General features: G+C 72.9%; 16 protein-coding genes and 1 pseudogene. 10 read left to right on the top strand and 7 right to left on the bottom strand.

The window, feature by feature from the left end; genetic code table 11:
• Positions 1 to 71 precede the first annotated feature (71 nt).
• From E1212_RS06190 to E1212_RS06160, 7 genes and pseudogenes are all read left to right on the top strand, one after another.
• Positions 72 to 770, top strand: coding sequence for a TetR/AcrR family transcriptional regulator (locus E1212_RS06190; RefSeq protein ID WP_131980411.1), 699 nt, complete (start codon positions 72 to 74; stop codon positions 768 to 770).
• Positions 760 to 1182, top strand: a pseudogene (locus E1212_RS31020) (PIN domain-containing protein). Before E1212_RS06190 ends, E1212_RS31020 begins: the two are co-directional and overlap by 11 nt.
• Positions 1183 to 1319: 137 nt before the next feature.
• Complete coding sequence (locus E1212_RS06180) at positions 1320 to 3215, top strand: CocE/NonD family hydrolase (RefSeq protein WP_131980409.1); 1896 nt, start codon at positions 1320 to 1322, stop codon at positions 3213 to 3215.
• Between the two features lie 19 nt (positions 3216 to 3234).
• Entirely contained in the window at positions 3235 to 4269 is a 1035-nt protein-coding gene (locus E1212_RS06175) for a dipeptidase (RefSeq protein ID WP_131980407.1), read from the top strand.
• A 132-nt stretch (positions 4270 to 4401) separates the two neighbouring features.
• On the top strand, positions 4402 to 6009 hold the full coding sequence (locus E1212_RS06170; protein ID WP_131980405.1) for an ABC transporter substrate-binding protein: 1608 nt from the start codon (positions 4402 to 4404) through the stop codon (positions 6007 to 6009).
• A gap of 23 nt (positions 6010 to 6032) precedes the next feature.
• Positions 6033 to 7370, top strand: coding sequence for an amidohydrolase family protein (locus tag E1212_RS06165; protein ID WP_131980403.1), 1338 nt, complete (start codon positions 6033 to 6035; stop codon positions 7368 to 7370).
• Positions 7371 to 7372: 2 nt separating this feature from the next.
• Complete coding sequence (locus tag E1212_RS06160) at positions 7373 to 9346, top strand: S9 family peptidase (RefSeq protein WP_131980401.1); 1974 nt, start codon at positions 7373 to 7375, stop codon at positions 9344 to 9346.
• A 12-nt stretch (positions 9347 to 9358) separates the two neighbouring features.
• Here E1212_RS06160 and E1212_RS06155 read toward each other — a convergent pair whose 3' ends face one another.
• From E1212_RS06155 to E1212_RS06125, 7 genes are all read right to left on the bottom strand, one after another.
• On the bottom strand, positions 9359 to 10771 hold the full coding sequence (locus E1212_RS06155; RefSeq protein WP_203416488.1) for an aminopeptidase P family protein: 1413 nt from the start codon (positions 10769 to 10771) through the stop codon (positions 9359 to 9361).
• A gap of 85 nt (positions 10772 to 10856) precedes the next feature.
• A complete protein-coding gene (locus E1212_RS06150) occupies positions 10857 to 11663 on the bottom strand; it encodes an alpha/beta fold hydrolase (protein WP_162605343.1) in 807 nt (268 codons plus the stop codon).
• A gap of 13 nt (positions 11664 to 11676) precedes the next feature.
• Positions 11677 to 12462, bottom strand: a complete 786-nt coding sequence (locus E1212_RS06145; RefSeq protein WP_131980397.1) for an ATP-binding cassette domain-containing protein — start codon at positions 12460 to 12462, stop codon at positions 11677 to 11679.
• The gene (locus E1212_RS06140; RefSeq protein WP_131980395.1) at positions 12459 to 13439 is read right to left on the bottom strand and encodes an ABC transporter ATP-binding protein; all 981 of its coding nucleotides are present in this window, start codon (positions 13437 to 13439) and stop codon (positions 12459 to 12461) included. Before E1212_RS06140 ends, E1212_RS06145 begins: the two co-directional genes overlap by 4 nt.
• On the bottom strand, positions 13436 to 14281 hold the full coding sequence (locus tag E1212_RS06135) for an ABC transporter permease (protein WP_131980393.1): 846 nt from the start codon (positions 14279 to 14281) through the stop codon (positions 13436 to 13438). Before E1212_RS06135 ends, E1212_RS06140 begins: the two co-directional genes overlap by 4 nt.
• Entirely contained in the window at positions 14278 to 15249 is a 972-nt protein-coding gene (locus tag E1212_RS06130; protein ID WP_131980391.1) for an ABC transporter permease, read from the bottom strand. Before E1212_RS06130 ends, E1212_RS06135 begins: the two co-directional genes overlap by 4 nt.
• Positions 15246 to 16799: an ABC transporter substrate-binding protein gene (locus E1212_RS06125; RefSeq protein WP_131980389.1), complete on the bottom strand. Its 1554-nt coding sequence runs from the start codon at positions 16797 to 16799 to the stop codon at positions 15246 to 15248. The genes E1212_RS06130 and E1212_RS06125 overlap by 4 nt, the downstream gene beginning before the upstream one ends.
• A gap of 98 nt (positions 16800 to 16897) precedes the next feature.
• Here E1212_RS06125 and E1212_RS06120 point away from each other — a divergent pair, with 98 nt between their 5' ends.
• From E1212_RS06120 to E1212_RS06110, 3 genes are all read left to right on the top strand, one after another.
• The gene (locus E1212_RS06120) at positions 16898 to 17716 is read left to right on the top strand and encodes a GntR family transcriptional regulator (protein ID WP_162605342.1); all 819 of its coding nucleotides are present in this window, start codon (positions 16898 to 16900) and stop codon (positions 17714 to 17716) included.
• Between the two features lie 31 nt (positions 17717 to 17747).
• Positions 17748 to 19094, top strand: a complete 1347-nt coding sequence (locus E1212_RS06115) for a C69 family dipeptidase (RefSeq protein WP_131980385.1) — start codon at positions 17748 to 17750, stop codon at positions 19092 to 19094.
• A 334-nt stretch (positions 19095 to 19428) separates the two neighbouring features.
• Positions 19429 to 19992 carry a dihydrofolate reductase family protein gene (locus tag E1212_RS06110; protein WP_162605341.1) on the top strand — a complete coding sequence of 188 codons (564 nt, stop codon included), beginning with the start codon at positions 19429 to 19431 and terminating at the stop codon, positions 19990 to 19992.
• Positions 19993 to 20001 lie beyond the last annotated feature (9 nt).

Below are 20001 nucleotides of genomic sequence, written 5' to 3'. Positions count from 1 at the left end.
TAGTGGCGCTACTAAATAGCGTCACTATCCACCCGGGCTGAACACCCTGTCAACGAGGAGGCGCGGAGCGGATGAGCACCCGGACCCAACGCGGCACCGGCGCCGCCCCGAAGCGCGTCCGGTCGGTCACCCGCGAGAACGTGCTGGTCGCCGCGGAAGAGGTGTTCGTCGCGAAGGGCTACCGCGGCGCCTCCATCAACGAGATCGCGGCAGAGGCCGGCTACACCATCGGTGCCCTCTACTCGAACTTCGCCAGCAAGGCGCAGCTGTTCCTGGCGGTCACCGAGCGGCGCATGCTGGCCCGCGGGCGGCGGCTCGAGGCGGCACTGCGCGGCGTCCACGACAGGCTTCCGGTCACCACGGTCGCCGAGATCGTCTGGGCCGAGCTGCAGCCGGAGAAGGCGTGGACGATCGCCGGCTACGAGTTCGTCGCCGAGGCCATGCGCGACGACTCCCTCGGACCGCGGCTGGTCGAGCTCAACGACGAGGCTCGCGACATCGTGCGCGACGTCCTGGTGGCCAGCATGGCCGGCCGGCCCGTCCCGCCCCTCCCGCTGGAGCGCATGGTGACGCTGACCCAGTGCCTGATCAACGGCATCGCCGCCACCGCGACCTACGACCTCGACCTCGACCTGACCGAGTCGCTCGCGGACGGCCTCGCGCTCATGCTCGACCAGTCCCGGAGCGCTCCCGATGTGTCTCTCGAGGCGTTCCGGGCCGGCCAGGAGGCTGCGGCCGACCAGGACATGCACGATCCCCATGCGCGTTGAGTACGACCGGGGCTGCTGGACACCACCATCATGATCGTGCGCAGGTGGGTGGACCCGAGGAGCGTCCCCATGAAATCCGCACGACGACGCGCAGGCCGAGTACGGCGAATACGCTGAGCGCGCCCGAAGGCTCGACGTTCTCCAGCGTGCCGAGAACGAGTTCGACCCGATTCCGTTCGACGCGGAGACGGCTCGCGTCTACGGGCGCGTCTGTGCAGCTGTCATCAGCGCCGGCCGCAAGCCGAGACGTCGCGTGGCCGGCCTGATGATCGCCGCCACCGCGATCGCTGAGGAGCTGCCCCTGTTCACGACGAATCCCGATGACGTCAACGGGCTCACCGGTCTTCTCACCGTTGTGCCTGTGACGCGACCGACCATCCCGCCGTCCTCCGACGAGGCGACGACGCGCTGACCGGTCGCGAACGACCTCCGGCGCCCGCCAGCCGGGTGAATCGGGAGCGGCCGGTTCGTCGCCGGCCACGAAGGGACCGTCGCAGGCTCTGCGCCGGCGACGACGACCGCGGCCGCCCGTGGCGGCACCATCGGAGCATGAGCGCCGACACCGTCGCCGGGAGCCTTTCGCCCCTTCTCACCGAGACCGCGCCGGAGCTGGCCCGGGCACTGCGGCGCAGCGCCCTGCTGACACCGCCGCGGTTCGCCGTCGCGCAGATCGACGTGCGCACCGAGCTGGTGACGATGCGCGACGGCGTCCGGCTGGCCACCGACGTGTGGCTGCCGCCGGAGCTGCCGGCGCCGGTCGTCGCCATGCGGACGCCGTACGGCCGCGGCGCCGATCCGATCGCCGGCGCCTTCCTGTCCTTCGCGCGCCGCGGCTACGCCGTCGTCTCCCAGGACGTGCGCGGCACCGGCGACAGCGAGCCGGACATCTGGGACTACTACATGTACGAGCCCGACGACGGCTACGACCTCGTCGAGTGGATCGCCCGGCAGGACTGGTCCGACGGGTTCGTCGGCGCGTGCGGCGGGTCGTACGTGGGCCAGACGCAGTGGCAGATGGCCATGCATCCGGCGATGTCCACCATCGTGCCGGAGGTGAGCGGCCTGGGCGTCGCCGTCAACACCGCGCACTACTACATGTTCCTCGACGCCTATGCGCGGGTCGTCGGCAAGGGCGAGGGCAAGGTCGCCCTGCATCTCACCGAGATGGAGGAGCACGTCGCCGCCGAGACGCTGGCCGGCGGGTACTTCAACGAGCCGCTGTACCAGCCGGTCCCGGAGCGGCTGCTGGAGCGCTACCCGCAGCTGCGGTCGCTCTCGCCCGGTGAACGCCAGCGGAGGCTGTGGGAGCTGTACTGCGCGATGAGCTGCGCCGAGCGGGCCGCCTTCGTCCGCGTCGCCACCGGGTCGCCGGCGGTCACCACCGTCGACGTCGAGTCGCTGCCGTCGGTGTTCGGGCAGCGCATCTCCCACGATGCGCACACGCTGCCGCATCCGGACCCTGCCGAGCTGGTCCGGTCCTTCCACGCGCCGGTGCTGCTGCGCACCGGCTGGTACGACTGGGGACTCAACGACGCCTTGGCGACCTGGGAGCTGCTGATGCGGGCCGCGCCGGAGCCGGTGCGCACCGGCAGCCGGCTGTTCGTCGCGCCCAGCGCGCACAACCAGCCCGGCTACCACGAGGGCATGGCCGAGCACCCGGAGCTGCACCACGCGTACGGCACGCCGACGAACGCCGAGGCGGTGCTGCGCTGGTACGACGCCGTCCGCGAGGGCCGGATCGACGAGTGGCCGGCGGTCGTCTACTACCTGATGGGCGCGAACGAGTGGCGCAGCGCCGGCGCGTGGCCCGTCCCGGGCGCGCGGACGGTGGCGCTGCACCTCGGCCCGCGCGGCACGCTGAGGACTGACGCCCCCGGCGCGGCCACCGTCCCCGACCGGTACGTCTACGACCCCGACGATCCCACGCCGACCGTCGGGGGCAGCATCGTGTCCTATCGCTACCCGCCCGGCAGCGTCGACGTCAACGCCGTCCAGCGCCGCGCCGACGTGCTCACCTACACGACGGATGTGCTGCTGGACGACGTCGACGTGGTGGGCCCGCTGCGGCTGGTCCTGTACGCCGCCTCGAGCGCGGTCGACACCGACTTCGTGGCCCGGCTCTGCGACGTGTTCCCCGACGGACGCGCGATCCAGCTGCAGAGCGGCCTGCTGCGGGCCCGCTACCGTGACCTCGACGGCGAGCCGGAACTACTGGAGCCGGGCCGCGTGTACCGTCTGGAGATCGACATGTGCGCCACTGCCAACCGGTTCGCCGCCGGTCACCGCATTCGCCTCGACATCTCCTCCGCCGACTTCCCCAAGTACGACCGCAACGCCAACCGCGGCGGCGAGCCCGGCCCGCCGGTCGCGGCCGAGCAGCTGGTTCACCACGACCGGGAGTACCCGTCCCACCTGCTCCTGCCGGTCGTCGCCGGCCGGCTCTGACCTGGAGGACCACCCCACGATGGACGCAGCCGACCTGCACCGCGACGCCGTCGTCGTCGACACCCACAACGACCTCATCCTGCTGGTGGACCACTTCGACCGGCGTGAGCAGCCTGGCCACTTCGCCGACTTCTGGCTGCCGGAGCTGCGGGCGGGCGGCGTCGACGTGCAGGTGCTGCCCATCTGCATCGAGGAGCAGTTCCAGTCCGAGGGCGCGCTGCGCCGGACCCTCCTGCTGATCGAGCGGATCCACCGGCTCGCCGACGAGCACGCCGACGACGTGGCGCTCTGCCTGACCGGAGCCGACGTCGACGCCGCGGTGGCGAGCGGACGGGTCGCGCTGGTCATCGCGCTGGAGGGGGCGCACGCGATCGGGCAGGATCCGGCGCTGATCCACACGCTGGCCCGGGTCGGCGTGCGGGTGGTCTCGCTCGCGCACTTCGGCCGCACGTTCCTCGCCGACGGCAGCGGCCTGGACGACACGTCGCGCGGCGGGCTCACGCCCGAGGGAGTCGAGGTCTTCACCGCGATGGAGCGGCTGGGCGTCGTCTTCGACATCAGCCACCTCGGCCTGGCCGGCGTCGAGGACGTGCTCGACCGCGCCACCCGGCCGCTGCTGGCCACCCATTCGGCCTGCCTCGCGCTCACGGACAGCCATCGCAACCTCGGCGACGCCCAGGTCAAGCGGATCGCCGAGCTCGGCGGCGTCGTCGGCATCGCGGCGGCCATCCCGTTCTTCATCGACGCCACCACACCGACGGCGGACCGCGTCGTGGACCACATCGAGCACGTCGCCGAGACCGCCGGCATCGACCACGTCGGCCTCGGGCCGGACTTCATCGACGACTACTACCAGCAGGTGTTCGGCGGCTGGATCCTTCCGCCGGGCCTCCCCACCGGCACGGCGCCGGCTGAGGTCGCCCGGCCGTCGGACCTGCCGAAGGTCACCGAGGCGATGCTGCGGCGCGGCTTCGCCGAGGACGACGTGCGCAAGGTGCTGGGCGGCAACACGCTGCGGGTCCTGCGCGACGTGATGGGCCGCCCGGCCGACTGAGCCGCCGGACCCGGCCCACCGGTTCGCGGATCGCGCGAATCGGGCCGCCGTCTTTGCGGCCGCAGAGCATATCCGGGCGCCGTCGCCGTCCCTACAGTCAGGGGCCAGCCACGCTGCTGAAGGAGGATCGCCATGCCGCGGTCGCCATTGCCGCCGCTCGCCCTGCTGACGACCGTGCTCGTCGCCGCGTGCGGCGCGTCGTCCGGCCCGTCCGGCTCGTCCGCCTCCCCCGGCGAAGCGAGCTACGCCACGGACGGCACCCTGACCATCGCGTTCAACTACGCGCCGGACAGCTGGGACCCGTACCCGGCCACCGGCGCCGGGATCACCGCCCTGAACTACCTCGTCTACGACTCGCTGGTGAACCAGCGCTCCAACGGCGAGTTCGTGACCGGCCTGGCCGCGGAGTGGACGGTCGACGCGTCGTCGGCCGCGTTCACCCTCCGCGACGACGTCACCTGCTCCGACGGCTCGCCGCTGACCGCCGGCCAGGTCGCCGACGCGATCGCCTACGTCAGCGACCCGGCGAACCAGTCGGCCATGTACGGCTTCCACACGCCGACGGTCCCGGTGACGGCGACCGGCGACGACACGTCCGGCACGGTGGAGGTCACGACGGCGGAGCCGTACGGGTTCCTGCTCGAGACCATCGGCCGGCTGCCCATCGTCTGCGCCAACGGCATGCGCGACCGCGAGCTGCTGAAGGCCGGCTCCGACGGCACCGGCCCGTTCGTGCTCACCGAGGTGGTGCCCGGTCAGAGCGCCACGTTCACGCGGCGCGACGACTACGCCTGGGGACCCGAGGGCGCGACGACCGCGGAGCCCGGGGTGCCGAAGACCGTGGTGGTGCGGTTCATCGAGAGCGCGACCACCACGGCCAACCTGCTGCTCGCGGGCGAGCTGAACCTCGCCCAGGTCACCGGCCCCGACGTGGACAGGCTCGACGCGGCGCCGCTGGAGCGCGTCGACTGGGAGACCAGCGGCTCGTGGCTGTCGTTCAACCACTCCGCGGAGCGGATCCTCGCCGATCGTCGGGTCCGGGAGGCCCTCGTGAGCGCGATCGACCTCGCCGAGGTGGTCAAGGTCAGCACGGGCGGCCACGGCAGCGCCGCGACCGGCCTGCTGCCGTTCGACTTCTCGGTCTGCGCGGCCGACACTGCCGACGGCCTGGTGCCCGAGTACGACGTGGCGGCGGCCGAGTCGCTGCTCGACGAGGCCGGCTGGGTCCGCGGCCCCGACGGCACGCGGACCAAGGACGGCCGCCCGCTGGCGATCGACCTGGTGTACTTCACCGTCACGTCGGAGTACCAGCGGCCGACCGCGGAGTACCTCGCCCAGCAGTGGGAGGCGATCGGCGTGCAGGTCGAACTGCCCGGCTACAGCTCCACGGCGGCCACCGAGGTGCTCTACCAGACGAGCAACTGGGACGTCTACCTCTCCGGCTGGGAGTTCATCCTGCCCAGCCAGATGGTCCCCTACCTGTCCGGCCCGGTGCCGCCGGACGGCCTCAACATCATGCACCTGGACAACCCGGAGTACGACCGGCTCGCCGCCGAGGCGATCACGATGACGCCGCCCGACGCCTGCGCGGCCTGGAACGAGGCGGAACGGGCGATCATCGGCGAGCTCGACCTCGTGCCGGTGTCCAACGCCAGCGAACCCTGGTTCCTCCGCGGGGCCGAGGCGGAGATCCAGTACCGCGGGCCCGTGGCGACCAGCCTTCGGGTGCTCGAGCAGTGACGGCGAACGACAGGAGGGCTCTCATGACACTCACGGCCATCGCCGGCGCCACCGTCGTCGACGGCACCGGGCGCCCGCCGCTGCGCGACGCCGTCGTGCTGATCGACGGCGAGCGGATCGTGTCGGTGACACCGGCCCGCGAGACGGTGCTCCCCGGCTCGGCGACGATGATCGACGCCACCGGGCGGCACGTCGTCCCCGGCCTGATGGACGCGAACGCGCACCTGTTCTCCGCGTTCCCGGACGTCATCCTCGAGCACGAGGGCCGCTACGACCAGGTCGTCGAGGAGGCGGCGCAGGTCGCGCTGAAGGCCGGCATCACCACGGTGTTCGACACCTGGGGTCCGCTCCGGCCGCTGACCGCCGTGCGCGACCGGATCAACCGCGGCGAGATCGTCGGCAGCCGGATGTTCGTCGCCGGCAACATCATCGGCTTCGGCGGGCCGTTCTCCTCCGACTTCCAGTCGCCGGGCGACTTCCTCGGGCCGGAGATCGTCGACCGGGTCAACCGGGAATGGGAGCAGGGCGTCGGCCAGGACCTGATGTGGCTGACCGCCGACGGCATCCGCCGGCGGGTCCGGGAGTACATCGAGCGCTCGGACGTCGACTTCATCAAGTACGGCGCCTGCGGACACACGACCCCGGTGCTGTTGTTCTCCGAGACGGCGCAGCGGGCGATCGTCGAGGAGGGGCACCGGGCCGGCATCACCGTCCAGGCCCACACCATCACCGTCGAGAGCCTGCGGATGGAGATCGAGGCGGGTGCCGACCTGCTCCAACACGGCAACATCACCGGCAAGGAGCCGATGCCCGACGACCTCGTCGCGGCCATTGCCGGCCGCGGCCTGCCGATCGCCGCGATCGTGCCGACGAAGCGGTACCGGGCCTGGGTCCAGGAGCACGGCCCCGAGTGGTGGCGGACGGTCGGCCTCAGCCCGGCCGCCGCCGGCAACGACCGCCGGCTGATCGACGCGGGCGCCCGCCTGCTGCTCACCGTCGACGGCGCGCTGATGGGGCCCCGGCTGCGCAGGCATCCGGCGCTGGCCCGGCTGCGTGGCGTCGTCGACCACTCGCAGCACTTCGGCGAAGGTCACTTCTACTGGCTCGAGGCGGTGACCGAGCTCGGGATGGCGCCGATGGAGGCGCTGCTGTCCGCCACCCGCTACACCGCGGAGGCGTACCACGTCGGCGACGAGCTGGGCACCCTGGAACCCGGCAAGCGGGCCGACCTGCTCATCCTCGACGGGGACCCGCTCGACGACGTGCGGAACTACCGCCGCATCGTGGACGTCATGAAGGACGGCGTCGTCGTCGACCGCGACGCTCTGCCCGTCCGTCCGATCATCTCGGCACCGGAGTGACCATGGACCGCGACATCCGCGACGGCGACACCTACCGCAACGTCGAGGAGTTCTTCCGGCGCTGGCTGGAGCCCGGGTTCGGCCGCGTGACCGGCGTAGCGGAGCCCTCGCTGCGGCCCGATGGCCGCGCCGTCGCCGTCACCGGCACCGTCCTGGAGAAGTTGGAGGGCCTGGGGTCGACCAGGGTCGCGGTGGCGGACGGCGACGGCCTGCGCGTGCTGACCGGCGGCCCCGGCAATGACCGCTGCCCCCGCTGGTCGCCGGACGGGAACACGATCGCGTTTCTGTCCGACCGGGCCGACGAGGGCGTGTTCGGCCTGTACCTGCTGCGGGACGGGCTGGGCGAGGCCGTCTCGGCGCCGCGACCCGACGGCACGGTGGAGTACTGCGCCTGGTCGCCCGACGGCGGTCGGATCCTGCTGGGCGTCGCGGGTCTGGGCGCCGACCTCGCCGGCGGCCAGGGCTCCGGGACGCACTCCGTGCGGTCCGACGACGGCCCGGGCTGGCTGCCCACCGTTGACGGCGGCGAGGAGTCGGCCTGGCGCAGCGCCTGGGTCTACGACGTCGCGGGAGCGACGGTGCGGCGGGTGTCGCCGCACGGGCTGAACGTCTGGGAGGCGGCCTGGCTGGGCCCGGACAGCATCGTCGCCGTCGCGTCCGAGGGCGACCCCGGCGAGGGCGCCTGGTACACCGCCGCCCTTGTGGCGGTGGACGTGACCGGCGGCGGCGCCGAGGTCGTGTACAAGCCGCAGTCCCAGCTCGGCTGGCCGGCCGGCTCGCCGGGCGGGCGCCGCATCGCGGTCGTCGAGGCGCTGTCCAGCGACCGGTGGATCGTCGCCGGCGACCTGAGGCTGGTCGACCCGGCGTCCGGAGCGGTCGTGGCGGCCGACACCGGCGGCGTCGACGTCACCGGGCTGCAGTGGCTCGACGACCGGCGCCTGGGCTACGTGGGCGTGCGCGGGATGGACACCGTCGCAGGCGTCTACGACACCGAGACCGGGGCCCGCACCGAGCTGCTCGCCACCGACGCGTCCTCCGGCGCGCGCTACCCCGAGGCCGCGTTCGCGCCCGACGGCACGGCGGCGCTCCTGCTCGAGCGCTATGACCGGCCGCCCGCCGTCACGCTCGTCGCGCCCGGCGGCGCCCCGGCCGAGCTGGCCGCGCTGACTGATCCGGGTGCGGAGTGGCTGGCGTCGGTGGCCGGGACCGCGGCGGCGGTGAGGTGGACCGCCCCGGACGGGCTGGAGATCGAGGGCGTGCTGTGCCGTCCTGCCGGCGACGGCCCGTTCCCGCTGGTCGTGCTGGTGCACGGCGGTCCGGTGTGGGCGTACCGCAACCGCTGGCGCATGGGCTACGACTACACCCCGCTACTCGTCAGCCGCGGCTTCGCCGTCCTGCACCCGAACCCGCGCGGGTCGTCCGGACGCGGCCAGGAGTTCGCCGGCGCCGTCTACGGCGACATGGGCGGCGCCGACACCCACGACATCCTGTCCGGTGTCGACGACCTGGTGGCACGCGGCATCGCCGACCCGGCCCGGCTGGGTGTCACCGGTGGCAGCTACGGCGGCTTCATGTCGTGCTGGCTGGTCACCCAGGACCGCCGGTTCGCCGCCGCCGTCGCCGTCGCCCCGGTGACGAACTGGTACAGCCAGCACCTCACGTCTAACATCGGCCACTTCGACGCCCTCTTCCTCGACGACGACCCCTACGCCGCCGGCGGCCGCTACCACGAGCGCAGCCCCGTCAGGCACGCCCGCGCCGTCCGCACGCCGACGTTGCTGGTCGCCGGAGCCCGCGACCGCTGCACCCCGCCCACCCAGGCCGCGGAGTTCCACACCGCCCTGCGCGACCACGGCGTCGAGACCGAACTCGTCGTCTACCCCGAGGAGGGCCACGGCGTGCGCCGCCTGCCGGCCCGCGTCGACCTCGCCGCCCGCATGCTCAGCTGGTTCGAGCGGCACCTGCGGGCTCGGTGAGGACGAGTTTCGTCAACGCAGCAGCCCGGCCATCCAGGTCTCGACGGCACCGGGCTCGCGCGGCAGGGCGGCGGACAGGTTCTCCGCGCCCGCGTCGGTGACGAGGAGGTCGTCCTCGACGCGGATGCCGATGCCGCGCAGCTCCTCGGGTACCAGCAGGTCGTCGGCCTGCAGGTAGAGCCCCGGCTCGACAGTCAGCACGTTGCCGGCCTCGAGCGTCCCGTCGGCGTACGCGGCGGCGGGCGCCGTCGTGCAGTCGTGCACGTCGAGGCCGAGCATGTGGCCGCTGCCGTGCAGCGTCCAGCGCCGGTAGAGCGCCGACTCCGGGTCGAGGGCCTGCTCGGCACTGACCGGCAGCAGGCCGAGGTCGGCGAGCCCGTGCGCCAGCACCGTCATGGCCGCCTCGTGGTAGGCCCGGAACCGCGCGCCCGGCCGTACGGCGGCGATGCCGGCGTCCTGCGCCCGCAGCACGAGCGTGTACAGGTCGCGCTGCAGGCCGGTGAAGCGGCCCGATACCGGCAGGGTCCGGCTGATGTCCGCGGTGTACAGCGACCGGGTCTCGACGCCCATGTCCAGCAGAAGGAGCTCACCCGGCCGCACCGGGCCGTCGTCGTCGATCCAGTGCAACGTCGTCGCGTGCGGCCCGGAGGCCACGATCGAGGTGTACCCGACGTCGTTGCCCTCGACCCGCGCACGGCGCCAGAACGTCCCCTCGATCCAGCGCTCGCCGTGCGCGAGGACCTGCGGCCACTCCCGCAGGCAGTCCTCGAAGCCGCGCGCGGTGGCGGCGCAGGCCGCGCGCAGCTGCTCGACCTCCCAGGAGTCCTTGACCAGCCGCAGCTGCGAGATCGCCGCGGCGAGCTCCGCGTCCCGCCCCGGCGCGTCGGACAGGGTGCCGGCCAGCGCGTCCACCCTGGGGTCGACGCCACGCAGCAGCCGGGCCGGCGGCCCGGACGCGAGCGCCGCGGGCAGCTCGTCGAGGTGCCGGCAGTCCAGGCCGAGCCGGTGCTGCGTCTCGGCCAGGCTCGGGCGGCGCCCGGCCCAGAACTCGCCGTAGCGGCGGTCGCGCCAGAACTCCTGCTCCGACCGCGGCGCCCGCGGCCGCACGAACAGCGTCGCCGTGCCGTCGTCCATCAGCAGGACCGCGTCGCTGGCCTGGTTTCCGGTCAGGTACACGTGGGCGCTGTCGGCGCGGAACCGGTGGTCGACGTCGACGTTGCGGCTCGTGGGCGCACCGGCCGGGACGACCAGCCGCTCGCCGGGGAACCGCTCGGTCAGCGCCGCCCTGCGCTTCGCGGCCCAGGCTGCCACCGGCGCGAGCTCACCCGGGTCGTCGCCGTCGGCCCATCCCGTCGCCATGAACGCGGCGAGCGCCGGGGGGACCGGCGGCTCGTTCGCTGCCGCCGTCGCATCGTCCTGGCCCACCCGTACCACCCGCCCGATCGCTCAGGCCGCCCGGCCGGGACGGCTCGAGGCTCCAGTGTCACATCGGCGGTGGCGCCGGTCCTCGTCATCCGGAACGGACGTCGGCAGCCGGCGTCGTCGGCGCCGACGACGCCAGCTGCCGCAGCGCCGGGACCACGACGTCGAGGCGGAGGAAGGTCGACACATGGTTCTCGCCGACCAGGACCCGCAGCTCGGCCTGCGGCGGCAACAACGGGTCGGGGAAGTCCAGGACCGCGACCTCGTCCTCACCGGCGATGAACCGGACCGGCTGCCGCAGCTGCGCCAGCGACCGGCGGAGCGGCGGCGCCGTCAACTGGCCCAGGTACCACGCGTGGATCGCCGCCGCGTCGGCGCCCAGGAAGGTCTCCCGCAGCCAGGCCCGCCCACCCAGCCGCTCCACGTCCGACGCGGCGGGCGCCAGCCCTTCGGCGCGGATCCGGGCGGCGGTGTCGGCGAACCGGCCGAAGCCGGCAGGCAGGTCCGTGAACCGGCCGTGCCGGCCCGACGACCCGATGGCCACGACGCCGCGCACGCGGTCCGGGTGTGTCGCGGCCAGCGCCAGCCCCACGGTGCCGCCCCACGACCAGCCGCACGCCGTCGCCTGCTCCACCCCGGCGGCGTCGAGCACGGCCAGCACGTCGGCGACGTCGTGCGGGATCCCGTACCGCGACGGGTCGCGGAACAGCGAGCTTCGCCCGTGTCCGCGGAAATCCGGCATCAGCAGCCGGAAGTCCCCGGCCAGCGCGTCGGTGTAGCCGGCCAGCCGCCAGTACTCGGCGCTGGCGATCCCGCCGTGCATGAGCAGCAGCGCCTCGCCGCTGCCCACGTCGTCGTAGTGGATCCGCGTGCCGTCCCGTTCGATCTCCGGCATGGTCCCTCCCTCTTCAGTGACGGCCCGCGGCACCGGGCTCGAGCCCGAACAACGACCGGGTGTACGGGTGGTCCGCATGGTGGTACAGCGCCGTCGCGTCGGCCACCTCGACGATCTCCGACTGCCACATGACGGCGACGCGGTGCGAGACGTACCGGGCGGCGGCGAGGTCGTGCGAGATGAACAGCGCTGCGAAACCGACCTCGTCCTGCAGCCGCCGGACCAGGTTGAGGATCTGCGCCTGCACGGACACGTCGAGCGCGCTCACGGCCTCGTCGAACACCACGAGCGCCGGATGGGAGACCAGGGCGCGGGCGATGGCCACGCGTTGCTGCTGCCCGCCCGAGAGCTGATGCGGGAACCGGCCGGCCACGCCCGGGTCGAGGCCGACCTGTTCGAGCATGTGCAGGACCCGCCGGTGCCGCTCGTCGGCCGGCACCGTCCCGGCGACGGTGAGCGGCTCGGCGACGGACGTCTCGCAGCGCAGCCGCGGGTTCAGCGACCACGACGGGTTCTGCAGCACCGCCTGCAGACGGCCGCGGTGCCGGCGTCGCTCGTCGTCGATGGGGCGGCCCTCGAACAGCACCGCGCCGGCGGTCGGCCGCAGCAGGCCGAGGAGCAACCGGCCGACGCTGGTCTTGCCCGAGCCCGACTGCCCAACCAGCCCGACGGTCTCACCGGGCGCGACTGTGAGGTTCACGCCGCTGACGGCGCGCTTGAGCTGCCGCGCCCAGGGCGGCCCGGACCGGTAGTCCAGGTCGACGCCGCGGAGCTCAGCGGTGGGGACGGGCGTGGTCATCGGCTCACCTCCGGGGCCTCGTGCAGCGTCACGACGGCGTCGAGCTCGCCGTCGCGGTGGCAGAGGACGCGGGCGGCATCGTCCGATGGCTCGGGCCGCACGCCGCCGCACCGGTCGATGCGGAACTCACACCGCGGGGCGAACGCGCAGCCGGCCGACGGCCCGGTGAGAACCGGCGGCGATCCGGCGATCGACCGCAGCGTGCCGCCTACGGTCTCCTGCCCTGGGACGGCGTGGAGCAGCCCCCGCGTGTACGGGTGCCGAGGTCGTTCCAGCACCTCCTCCGGCGGGCCGGTCTCGACCACGCGGCCGCCGTACATGACGACCAGGCGGGTGCAGTACGCCGCGATGCCGGTGAGGTCGTGGGTGAGGACGAGCAGCGCCGTGCGTCGCTCACGGCAGGAGTCCGCCAGCAGGCGCAGCACGTCGTGCTTGATCTCGGTGTCGAGCGCGGCCGTGGGCTCGTCGGCCACGAGCAGTCCTGGCGACCGGGCCAGCGCGATGGCGATCGCGACACGCTGCGCCATCCCGCCGGAGAGTTGGTGCGGGTAGCTGCGCGCGACGCGCTCCACGTCGGGCAGCCGCACCTGCTCCAGACGGCTCAGCACGGCCGCGTGGCCGGGCCGGTCCAGGTGCTCGGCGAGCTGGCGGCCGATGCGGCGTGTCGGGTCGAGCGAGCCGGCCGCGTCTTGGAGCACCAGGCCGAGCCGGGTGCGACGCAGGCCGCGCAGCTCCGCCGGGGCCAGGCCGAACACGCTCGAGCCGTCCACCAGCAGGTCCCCTGCCACGCGCTGCGCGCTCGCCGGGAGAAGCCCCAGCACCGCCATGCCGAGCGTGCTCTTGCCGGAGCCGGACTCGCCGACGACGGCGACGAGCTCACCCGCCGCGACGGTGAGCGAGGCGCCGTCGAGCGCCTGGCTGACGCCGTGCGGTGTGTCGTAGCGCACGGCCAGGTCGCGCACGTCGAGCAGGGTCATCGCAGTGCCCTCACTTCTCTCGGGTCGAGACGGTCGCGCAGGCCATCGCCCACGAGGTTGGTGGCGGTGATCGCGGCCACCAGCACGGCTCCCGGCACGAACACCAGCCAGGGCGCGATCGACAGCGCGTTGAGCCCGCCGGACACCAGCGAGCCCAGCGAGGCCGCCGGCGGCTGCACGCCCAGGCCGAGGAAGCTCAGTGCACTCTCGACCAGCATCGCGACGGACACCGCGAACGTGGCCTGCACGACGATCGGCCCGGCGATGTTCGGGACGACGTGCACGGCCATGATCCGCCAGGCGGGCACGCCGCTGATCTCGGCGCTGACCACGAAGTCGCGCTCGGCGACCGCCATCGCCGCCTGCCGGAACACCCGCACCATGAGCGGAAGGGTCACCAGCACGATCGCCGCCACCGCAGCCGGCCGGCCCGGCCCGAGGACGGCGGCCACCAGGATGGCGAACAGCAGTCCCGGGAAGGAGAACAGGACGTCGGCCAGCGCGACGACCACCCGGTCGACCGTCCCCTTGAGATAGCCGGCTGCGACCGCGAGCAGCGTGGCGCCGACCGTCGCCAGTGCCACCGCGACCAGCGCCAGTAGCAGCGTGTTGCCGATGGCCTCCGCCACCCGGGGCAGCATCGACCGGCCGAGGTCGTCGGTGCCGAGCGGAGCGCGCAGCGAGGGCGCGGCAAGCCGCTCGCCCAGCTCCGCCGGGTCGCCGAACACGCCGAACCGCCCGGCCAACCCGCTCACCACCAGCACGGCCAGCACGACCACGGCGACGACGGTGACGCCGTCGCCCCCGCGCCCGGTACGCCCGGTCAGCACGGCGCGCGTCATCGGGCCGCCCTCCGCCGGGCGCCGAGCCGCGGGTCGACGAACCCGCCGGCGAGATCGGCGAGCACGTTCGCGACGACGAACGCAGCCGCGCCGAGGACCACCGTCGCCATCACGACCGGGTAGTCCCGCGAGTTGACGGCGTTGACGGCGTACTCCCCCACGCCGGGGATGGCGAAGACGCGCTCGATGATCAACGCTCCTCCGAGGAGGTAGCCGACGTTCACGGCGCCGACGGTGACGATCGGGTTGGCGACGTTGCGGAGCACGTGCCGGCGCACGATCTGCCAGGTCGACTCGCCCCGCGCGATCGCCATCGTCATGAACGGCTCCGCGCGGACGGCCAGCACGGCGTCGCGGGTGGTGCGGGCGACGATGCCGGTGGCGAAGAAGCTCAGCGAGAGCGCCGGCAGCAGCATCCGGACGGTGCTGCCGACCGGGTCCTCGGCGAACGGGACGTACGACGAGCCGACGATGCGCCAGCCGGCCTGCGACGCCACGAACACCAGGACCGTCGCGACCACGAAGTCGGGCACGCTGGCCGACAGCGCGCCGGCCACCCGGCCCAGCCCGCTCGCTCGCCCGCGCAGGTTCGCGACCCCGGCCGCGATCCCCAGCGCCGCGCCGGCCGGGACCGAGATGACCGTGGCCAGGACGGCCAGCTGGGCGGTGGCGGGCAGCCGCACCGCCAGCTCGTCGACGATCGGCCGCGAGCTGAGCAGCGACGTGCCGAGGTCGCCGGTGACGATCCCGCCCACCCAGCTCACGTACTGCTCCAGCAGCGGCCGGTCCAGGCCCAGCGCCGCGCGCACCGTGGCGTGGCTGGTCTCACTGGCGCTCGTGCCCAGGTACACCGACTCGAACCCGCCCGGCACCGCGTGCAGAGCGAAGAAGACGAGGACGGTGACGGCCAGCATCGTCGCGACCGCCCGGGCCAGCACCAGGCCGGCGTGCCCGAGGCCGCCGCTCACGACGCCCGGCCGAACTCGGCCAGCCGGCGGAAGGTCATCTGCACCGGCTCGATCGGGTTGAGGACCGGCTCGACGCGGTCGGTGCGGTGGACGATCACCGTCGGCTTGGTGGCCAGCGGGATGAAGAACGCCTGCTCGTTGAGGTTCTCGCAGGCGGCGGCGACGGCCGCGGCGCGCTCCTCGCCGGGCGGCAGCGCCAGAGCCTCGCGGACCAGCCCGATCGTGGCAGGGTCGTCGCCGACCAGGTGCGCCAGGATCGGTGCGCGCTCGGGGTCCATGTAGGAGAGCAGGTGCGATGTGGAGCCGCCGCCGGTGAACCAGTTCAGCGTGGCGTCGAAGGTGCCGTTGGTGAACGTCTCCTCGAGCCACGCCCCGCCGTCCAGCACGCCGACCTCCGCCTGGAGGCCGATCTCCTGGAGGTTCTGCTGGATCACCTGGGCGATCTGCGGGCCGCGCAGAGCGCCGAACGCGGGCACCACCGTGAGCCGGAAGTCGAGCTCGTCCACACCGGCGTCGGCCAGCAGCGCCTTCGCCCCGTCCACGTCGCGGCCCTCGGCACCCAGAACGCCGGCCGGGTCGCAGGCGTCGGCGAACGCCCGCGGCGTGATGGCGGTGAGCTCGCCGATGCCGCCGAGCGCGGTGTCGATGATCTGCTGCCGGTCGATGGCCAGCGCGACCGCCTGCCGGACCCGCTGGTCCAGGAACGGCGAGCCGGTCCACGTGGAGTTCAGCGAGAGGTAGTAGAGGTCGGTCGTCTCCTGCACGGTCACCTCGAGGGCCGGGTCGCCCTCCAGGATGGTCCGCACGTCGGGGTTCGACGACATGGTGAAGTCGATCTCTCCGGTGCGCAGCGCGGCCAGGCGGGAGGCGTCGTCCGGGATGAACTTGATCTCCACCCGGTCGACCTGGCGCAGGTCGTCCCGCCAGTAGTGCGGGTTCGCCTCGAAGGTCCACGACACCCCGGACACGTGCTCGCCTGCGACGAACGGGCCGGTGCCCAGCAGGTCCTCGTCCGGGTTGAACGTCCCGGCGGCCAGCTCCTCGGCCGGCAGCACCCAGAACAGCTCCATGCGGGAGGGCAGGTCCGGCATCGGCGCGGTGAGCTGGACGTCGAAGGTGAGCGGGTCGACGGCCGTCATCGTGTCGACGTTCGGGAACGACCCAGTGCGCACGTCGAGCTCCTTCAGCGCCGCCCAGGTCCCGACGACGTCGGCCGAGGTGAGCTCGCGCCCGTTGGAGAACGCGACGTCGTCGCGCAGCGTGAACCGCCACGTCGTGGGCGACGTCTCCTCCCATGTCTCCGCCAGCCCCGGACCGACGTCGAGGTCCTCCGACGGCTGGGTCAGCGGTTCGTAGACCAGGCTGAAGATCTCGAAGGCGTGGATGTCGCCGGCTTTGAGCGGGTTGATGCCGGCCGGATCGGTCTCCTTGCCCCAGACGAGCGTGAACGGCCCGTCCTCCCCGCCCGCCGGCGACGTGCCGCCGGCATTGCAGGCGGTGACCACGCCCACGAGGAGCGCTGAAACCACGAGCTTCATGACGCGACGCACGATGTCCTCCCTCTGGTACACCAGGTATGAGAACTGATATATTAACCGGCATGAGCCAGCGTGTCACCACCCCGGATTCTGGCCTACACTGGCGACGCATGGAGCCCGAGCGGATCGCCCGTTCCAACGCCGACGACGCCTACCAGGCGATCCGCCGGTCGATCGTGACCGTCGAGATGCCGCCGGGCACGGCCTTCACCGAGAACGAGCTGGTCAAGCGCGTTGGCCTGGGCAAGACGCCGGTCCGCGAGGCGCTGCTGCGGCTCAAGCTCGAGAACCTCGTCGCCGTCCAGGCGCGATCGGGCTATCGGGTCGCGCCGGTGACGCTCAAGGACGTCCGCGACACCTGCCGGCTGCTCGGCTGTCTCGAGGCGCAGGTCACCGAGCAGGCCGCCGCCGACCCGCTGGCGCACGCCCGGCTGGAGCAGCTGCAGGCCCAGGCCCGCCACGGCGCCGAGACCGACCGCGCCGGCGAGACCTCCGACGGCTGGGTGCGCGGCGACTGGCAGTTCCACGTAGGCCTGGCGCGCGGCCAGGACAATCAGCTGCAGGCCGACGTCATGACGCGGCTCAACCAGCTGGTCCTGCGCTTCCGCTACCTCGCCCTGAAGCTCGGCGTCCCCGGGCACCTGCTCGCTCACCAGCACGACGACCTGCTCGCCGCCGTCGTGGCCGGCGACCAGGCCGCCGCCCGCAAGGCGACGGAGGCCGGCTGGCGCGAGACGGAGGCCGGGCTGCTCGGACTGCTGTCGGCCACCGAGTCGGTGCAGAGCACGAACGTCTGGGGCGCCGCCGACAAGAACGCCTTCTACCTCGACGCCGTCCCGGCGGGCCCGGCCCCGACGGACGTCTTCGAGCCCGGACTCACCCGGCAGACCCGGCAGCAGCCGCCGGTCGAGCCGAGCACGACCGCCTGACCCATCCCCGCCTTCGAGGAGGACCCGAGCCGTGGCCGATCACTCCCGCTACCTGTCGTCGTGCGACACCATGGTGGCCTTCACCGGACCGCCCGGCGACCGCCGCGCGATCTTCGCCAAGAACAGCGACCGGCCGGGCCTCGAGTGCCAGCCCCTCACCCACGTGCCGGCCGCCGTGCACGAGCCCGGATCCACGGTGCGGTGCCAGTACCTCACCATCCCCCAGGCGCCGCGCACGCTCGCCGTCCTCGGAAGCCGGCCCTGGTGGCTGTGGGGCTTCGAGCACGGCGTCAACGAGGCCGGGGTGGCGATCGGCAACGAGGCCATCTACACGCACGATCCGGTGCCGGAGACCGGACTGCTCGGCATGGACCTCGTCCGCCTCGGCCTGGAGCGCGGTGCCACCGCGGCGGAGGCCAAGCGCGTCATCACCGAGCTGCTGGAGCGCCACGGCCAGGGCGGCTCCGCCGCTTACGGTACGGACCGCCGCTACCACAACAGCTTCATCGTCGCCGACGCCACCGAGGCCTGGGTCATCGAGACCTCGCGGCGGCACTGGGTGGCCCGCCGGACCACCCGCGGCGCCGTCATCGCGAATCTCGTGACGATCGAGGACGACTGGGACGAGTGCTCCGATGGCCTGGAGGAACACGCGCGCGAGATGGGGTACTGGACCGCGCCCGCGGCGACGAAGCTCGACTTCCGCGCCGCTTACGAGGACCGCGAGTCGCGTCCGTGGACGGAGCCGCGCTACGGCGTCGGCTGCCGCCTGCTCGCCGGCAACGACGAGTTCAGCGTGCCGGACCTCATGCGCTACCTGCGCGACCACTTCGCGTCCGGCACTGTGAACGCCCCGCCGCCCGACGGGACGCCGCTGCAGCGCACCGTCTGCCTGCACCCCGGCATCGCGCAGGGGTCGACCGCCGCGAGCATGGTGGTGGAGCTGGCGGCCGATGCGCTGCCGCCCGTCGCCTGGACCAGCATGGCCACGCCCTGCACGGGCATCTTCCTGCCGATCACCGTCGGGCAGCCGCTGCCCCCGGTACTGGAGACCGGCGACGAGCATCCCAGCCACGACTCCGCCTGGTGGGCCATGCGCGAACTCCAGTACGTCACCGACCGCGGGCCGGTCCTGCTCACCCCCATGGCCCAGGCGGCCTGGGCGCCGATCCAGCGGCGGCTGCCCGCCGGCGGCCGGCTCGGCCCCGACGAGCTGACCCTGCTGATGGCGGAGGTCATGGAGCGCCGCGACCGGCTGATCCTCGAGCTCACTGTCGCGCAGCTGCAGCACGAGCACACCATCACCGCCAACGGCGACGGCGCCTCGCCGGCATCGCCACCCGCCGCGGGCATCGCCGGCCTGCTCGAGTCGTCCTGACGCCGGGTTCCTGCTGCGCGAGGAGCGCACTCGGCCAGCCCCCACCAGCGGACATGCTGGTGGGGGTTCACATTGCCCGACGTTGTCTCTCACAGCTCGCCTCGGCGAGATGCTCTATCTGATCCGAAGACCACGCCGACGTCGCGTCGATCTCGACACAGCTCCGACGGCAAGCGCCGGCAAAATTGAGTCTTGCGGAAACAGTATCCATAGGACACAGTTGGCTTCAGTCGGAAACAGTTGGCCGGCGGACACAGATTCGGAAGGCCTGCGCCTCGCCTCCGCCGGCTCACGCGAAGGCGGCGGCAGGTCGCCACGAGAAGGAGTAGAGGCAGTGACCGCACGTATCGGCAGGACCATCAGCGCCTCCGCGTTCGTCAGCCTGGACGGCGTGGTCAACCACATGGAGAAGTGGCACTACGACTACGTCGACGACGAGTCCGACGCGCTGGCCCTGGAGCAGTTGCGTGCCGCGGGCGCGCTGCTCATGGGCCGCAAGACCTACGAGGTGTACGCGGCCACATGGCCGGACAGGGACGGCGCGTACGCCGACGCGATCAACGCCATGCCCAAGCTCGTCGCGTCGACCACGCTCGGGCAACCGGCGTGGGCCAACACCGAGGTCCTCGACGGCGAGCTGGTCCAGAGCATCCGCGCGCTGCGCGCCGAGGACGACGCACCCATCCTCATGCACGGCTACGGTCCGGTGGCCAAGGCTCTGCTCGAGGCGGACCTGCTCGACGAGCTGCACCTGTGGGTCCACCCCCATCTGGCCGGTGTCGGCGACGAGAGCGATCTCGTGCTCCATCAGGGCCTCACCAAGAAGCTCGACCTGACAGGTACCCGGACGCTCGCCTCCGGCGTCGTCGTCCTCACCCTCCGCAACCCCGGCAGCTGACCAGCCCGA

Origin of the sequence: Jiangella ureilytica (assembly GCF_004348545.1) — a bacterium.
Lineage (GTDB): Bacteria > Actinomycetota > Actinomycetes > Jiangellales > Jiangellaceae > Jiangella > Jiangella ureilytica.
Note: the sequence above shows the minus strand (reverse complement) of the source record. Positions and strands in the feature narration are given on the sequence as shown.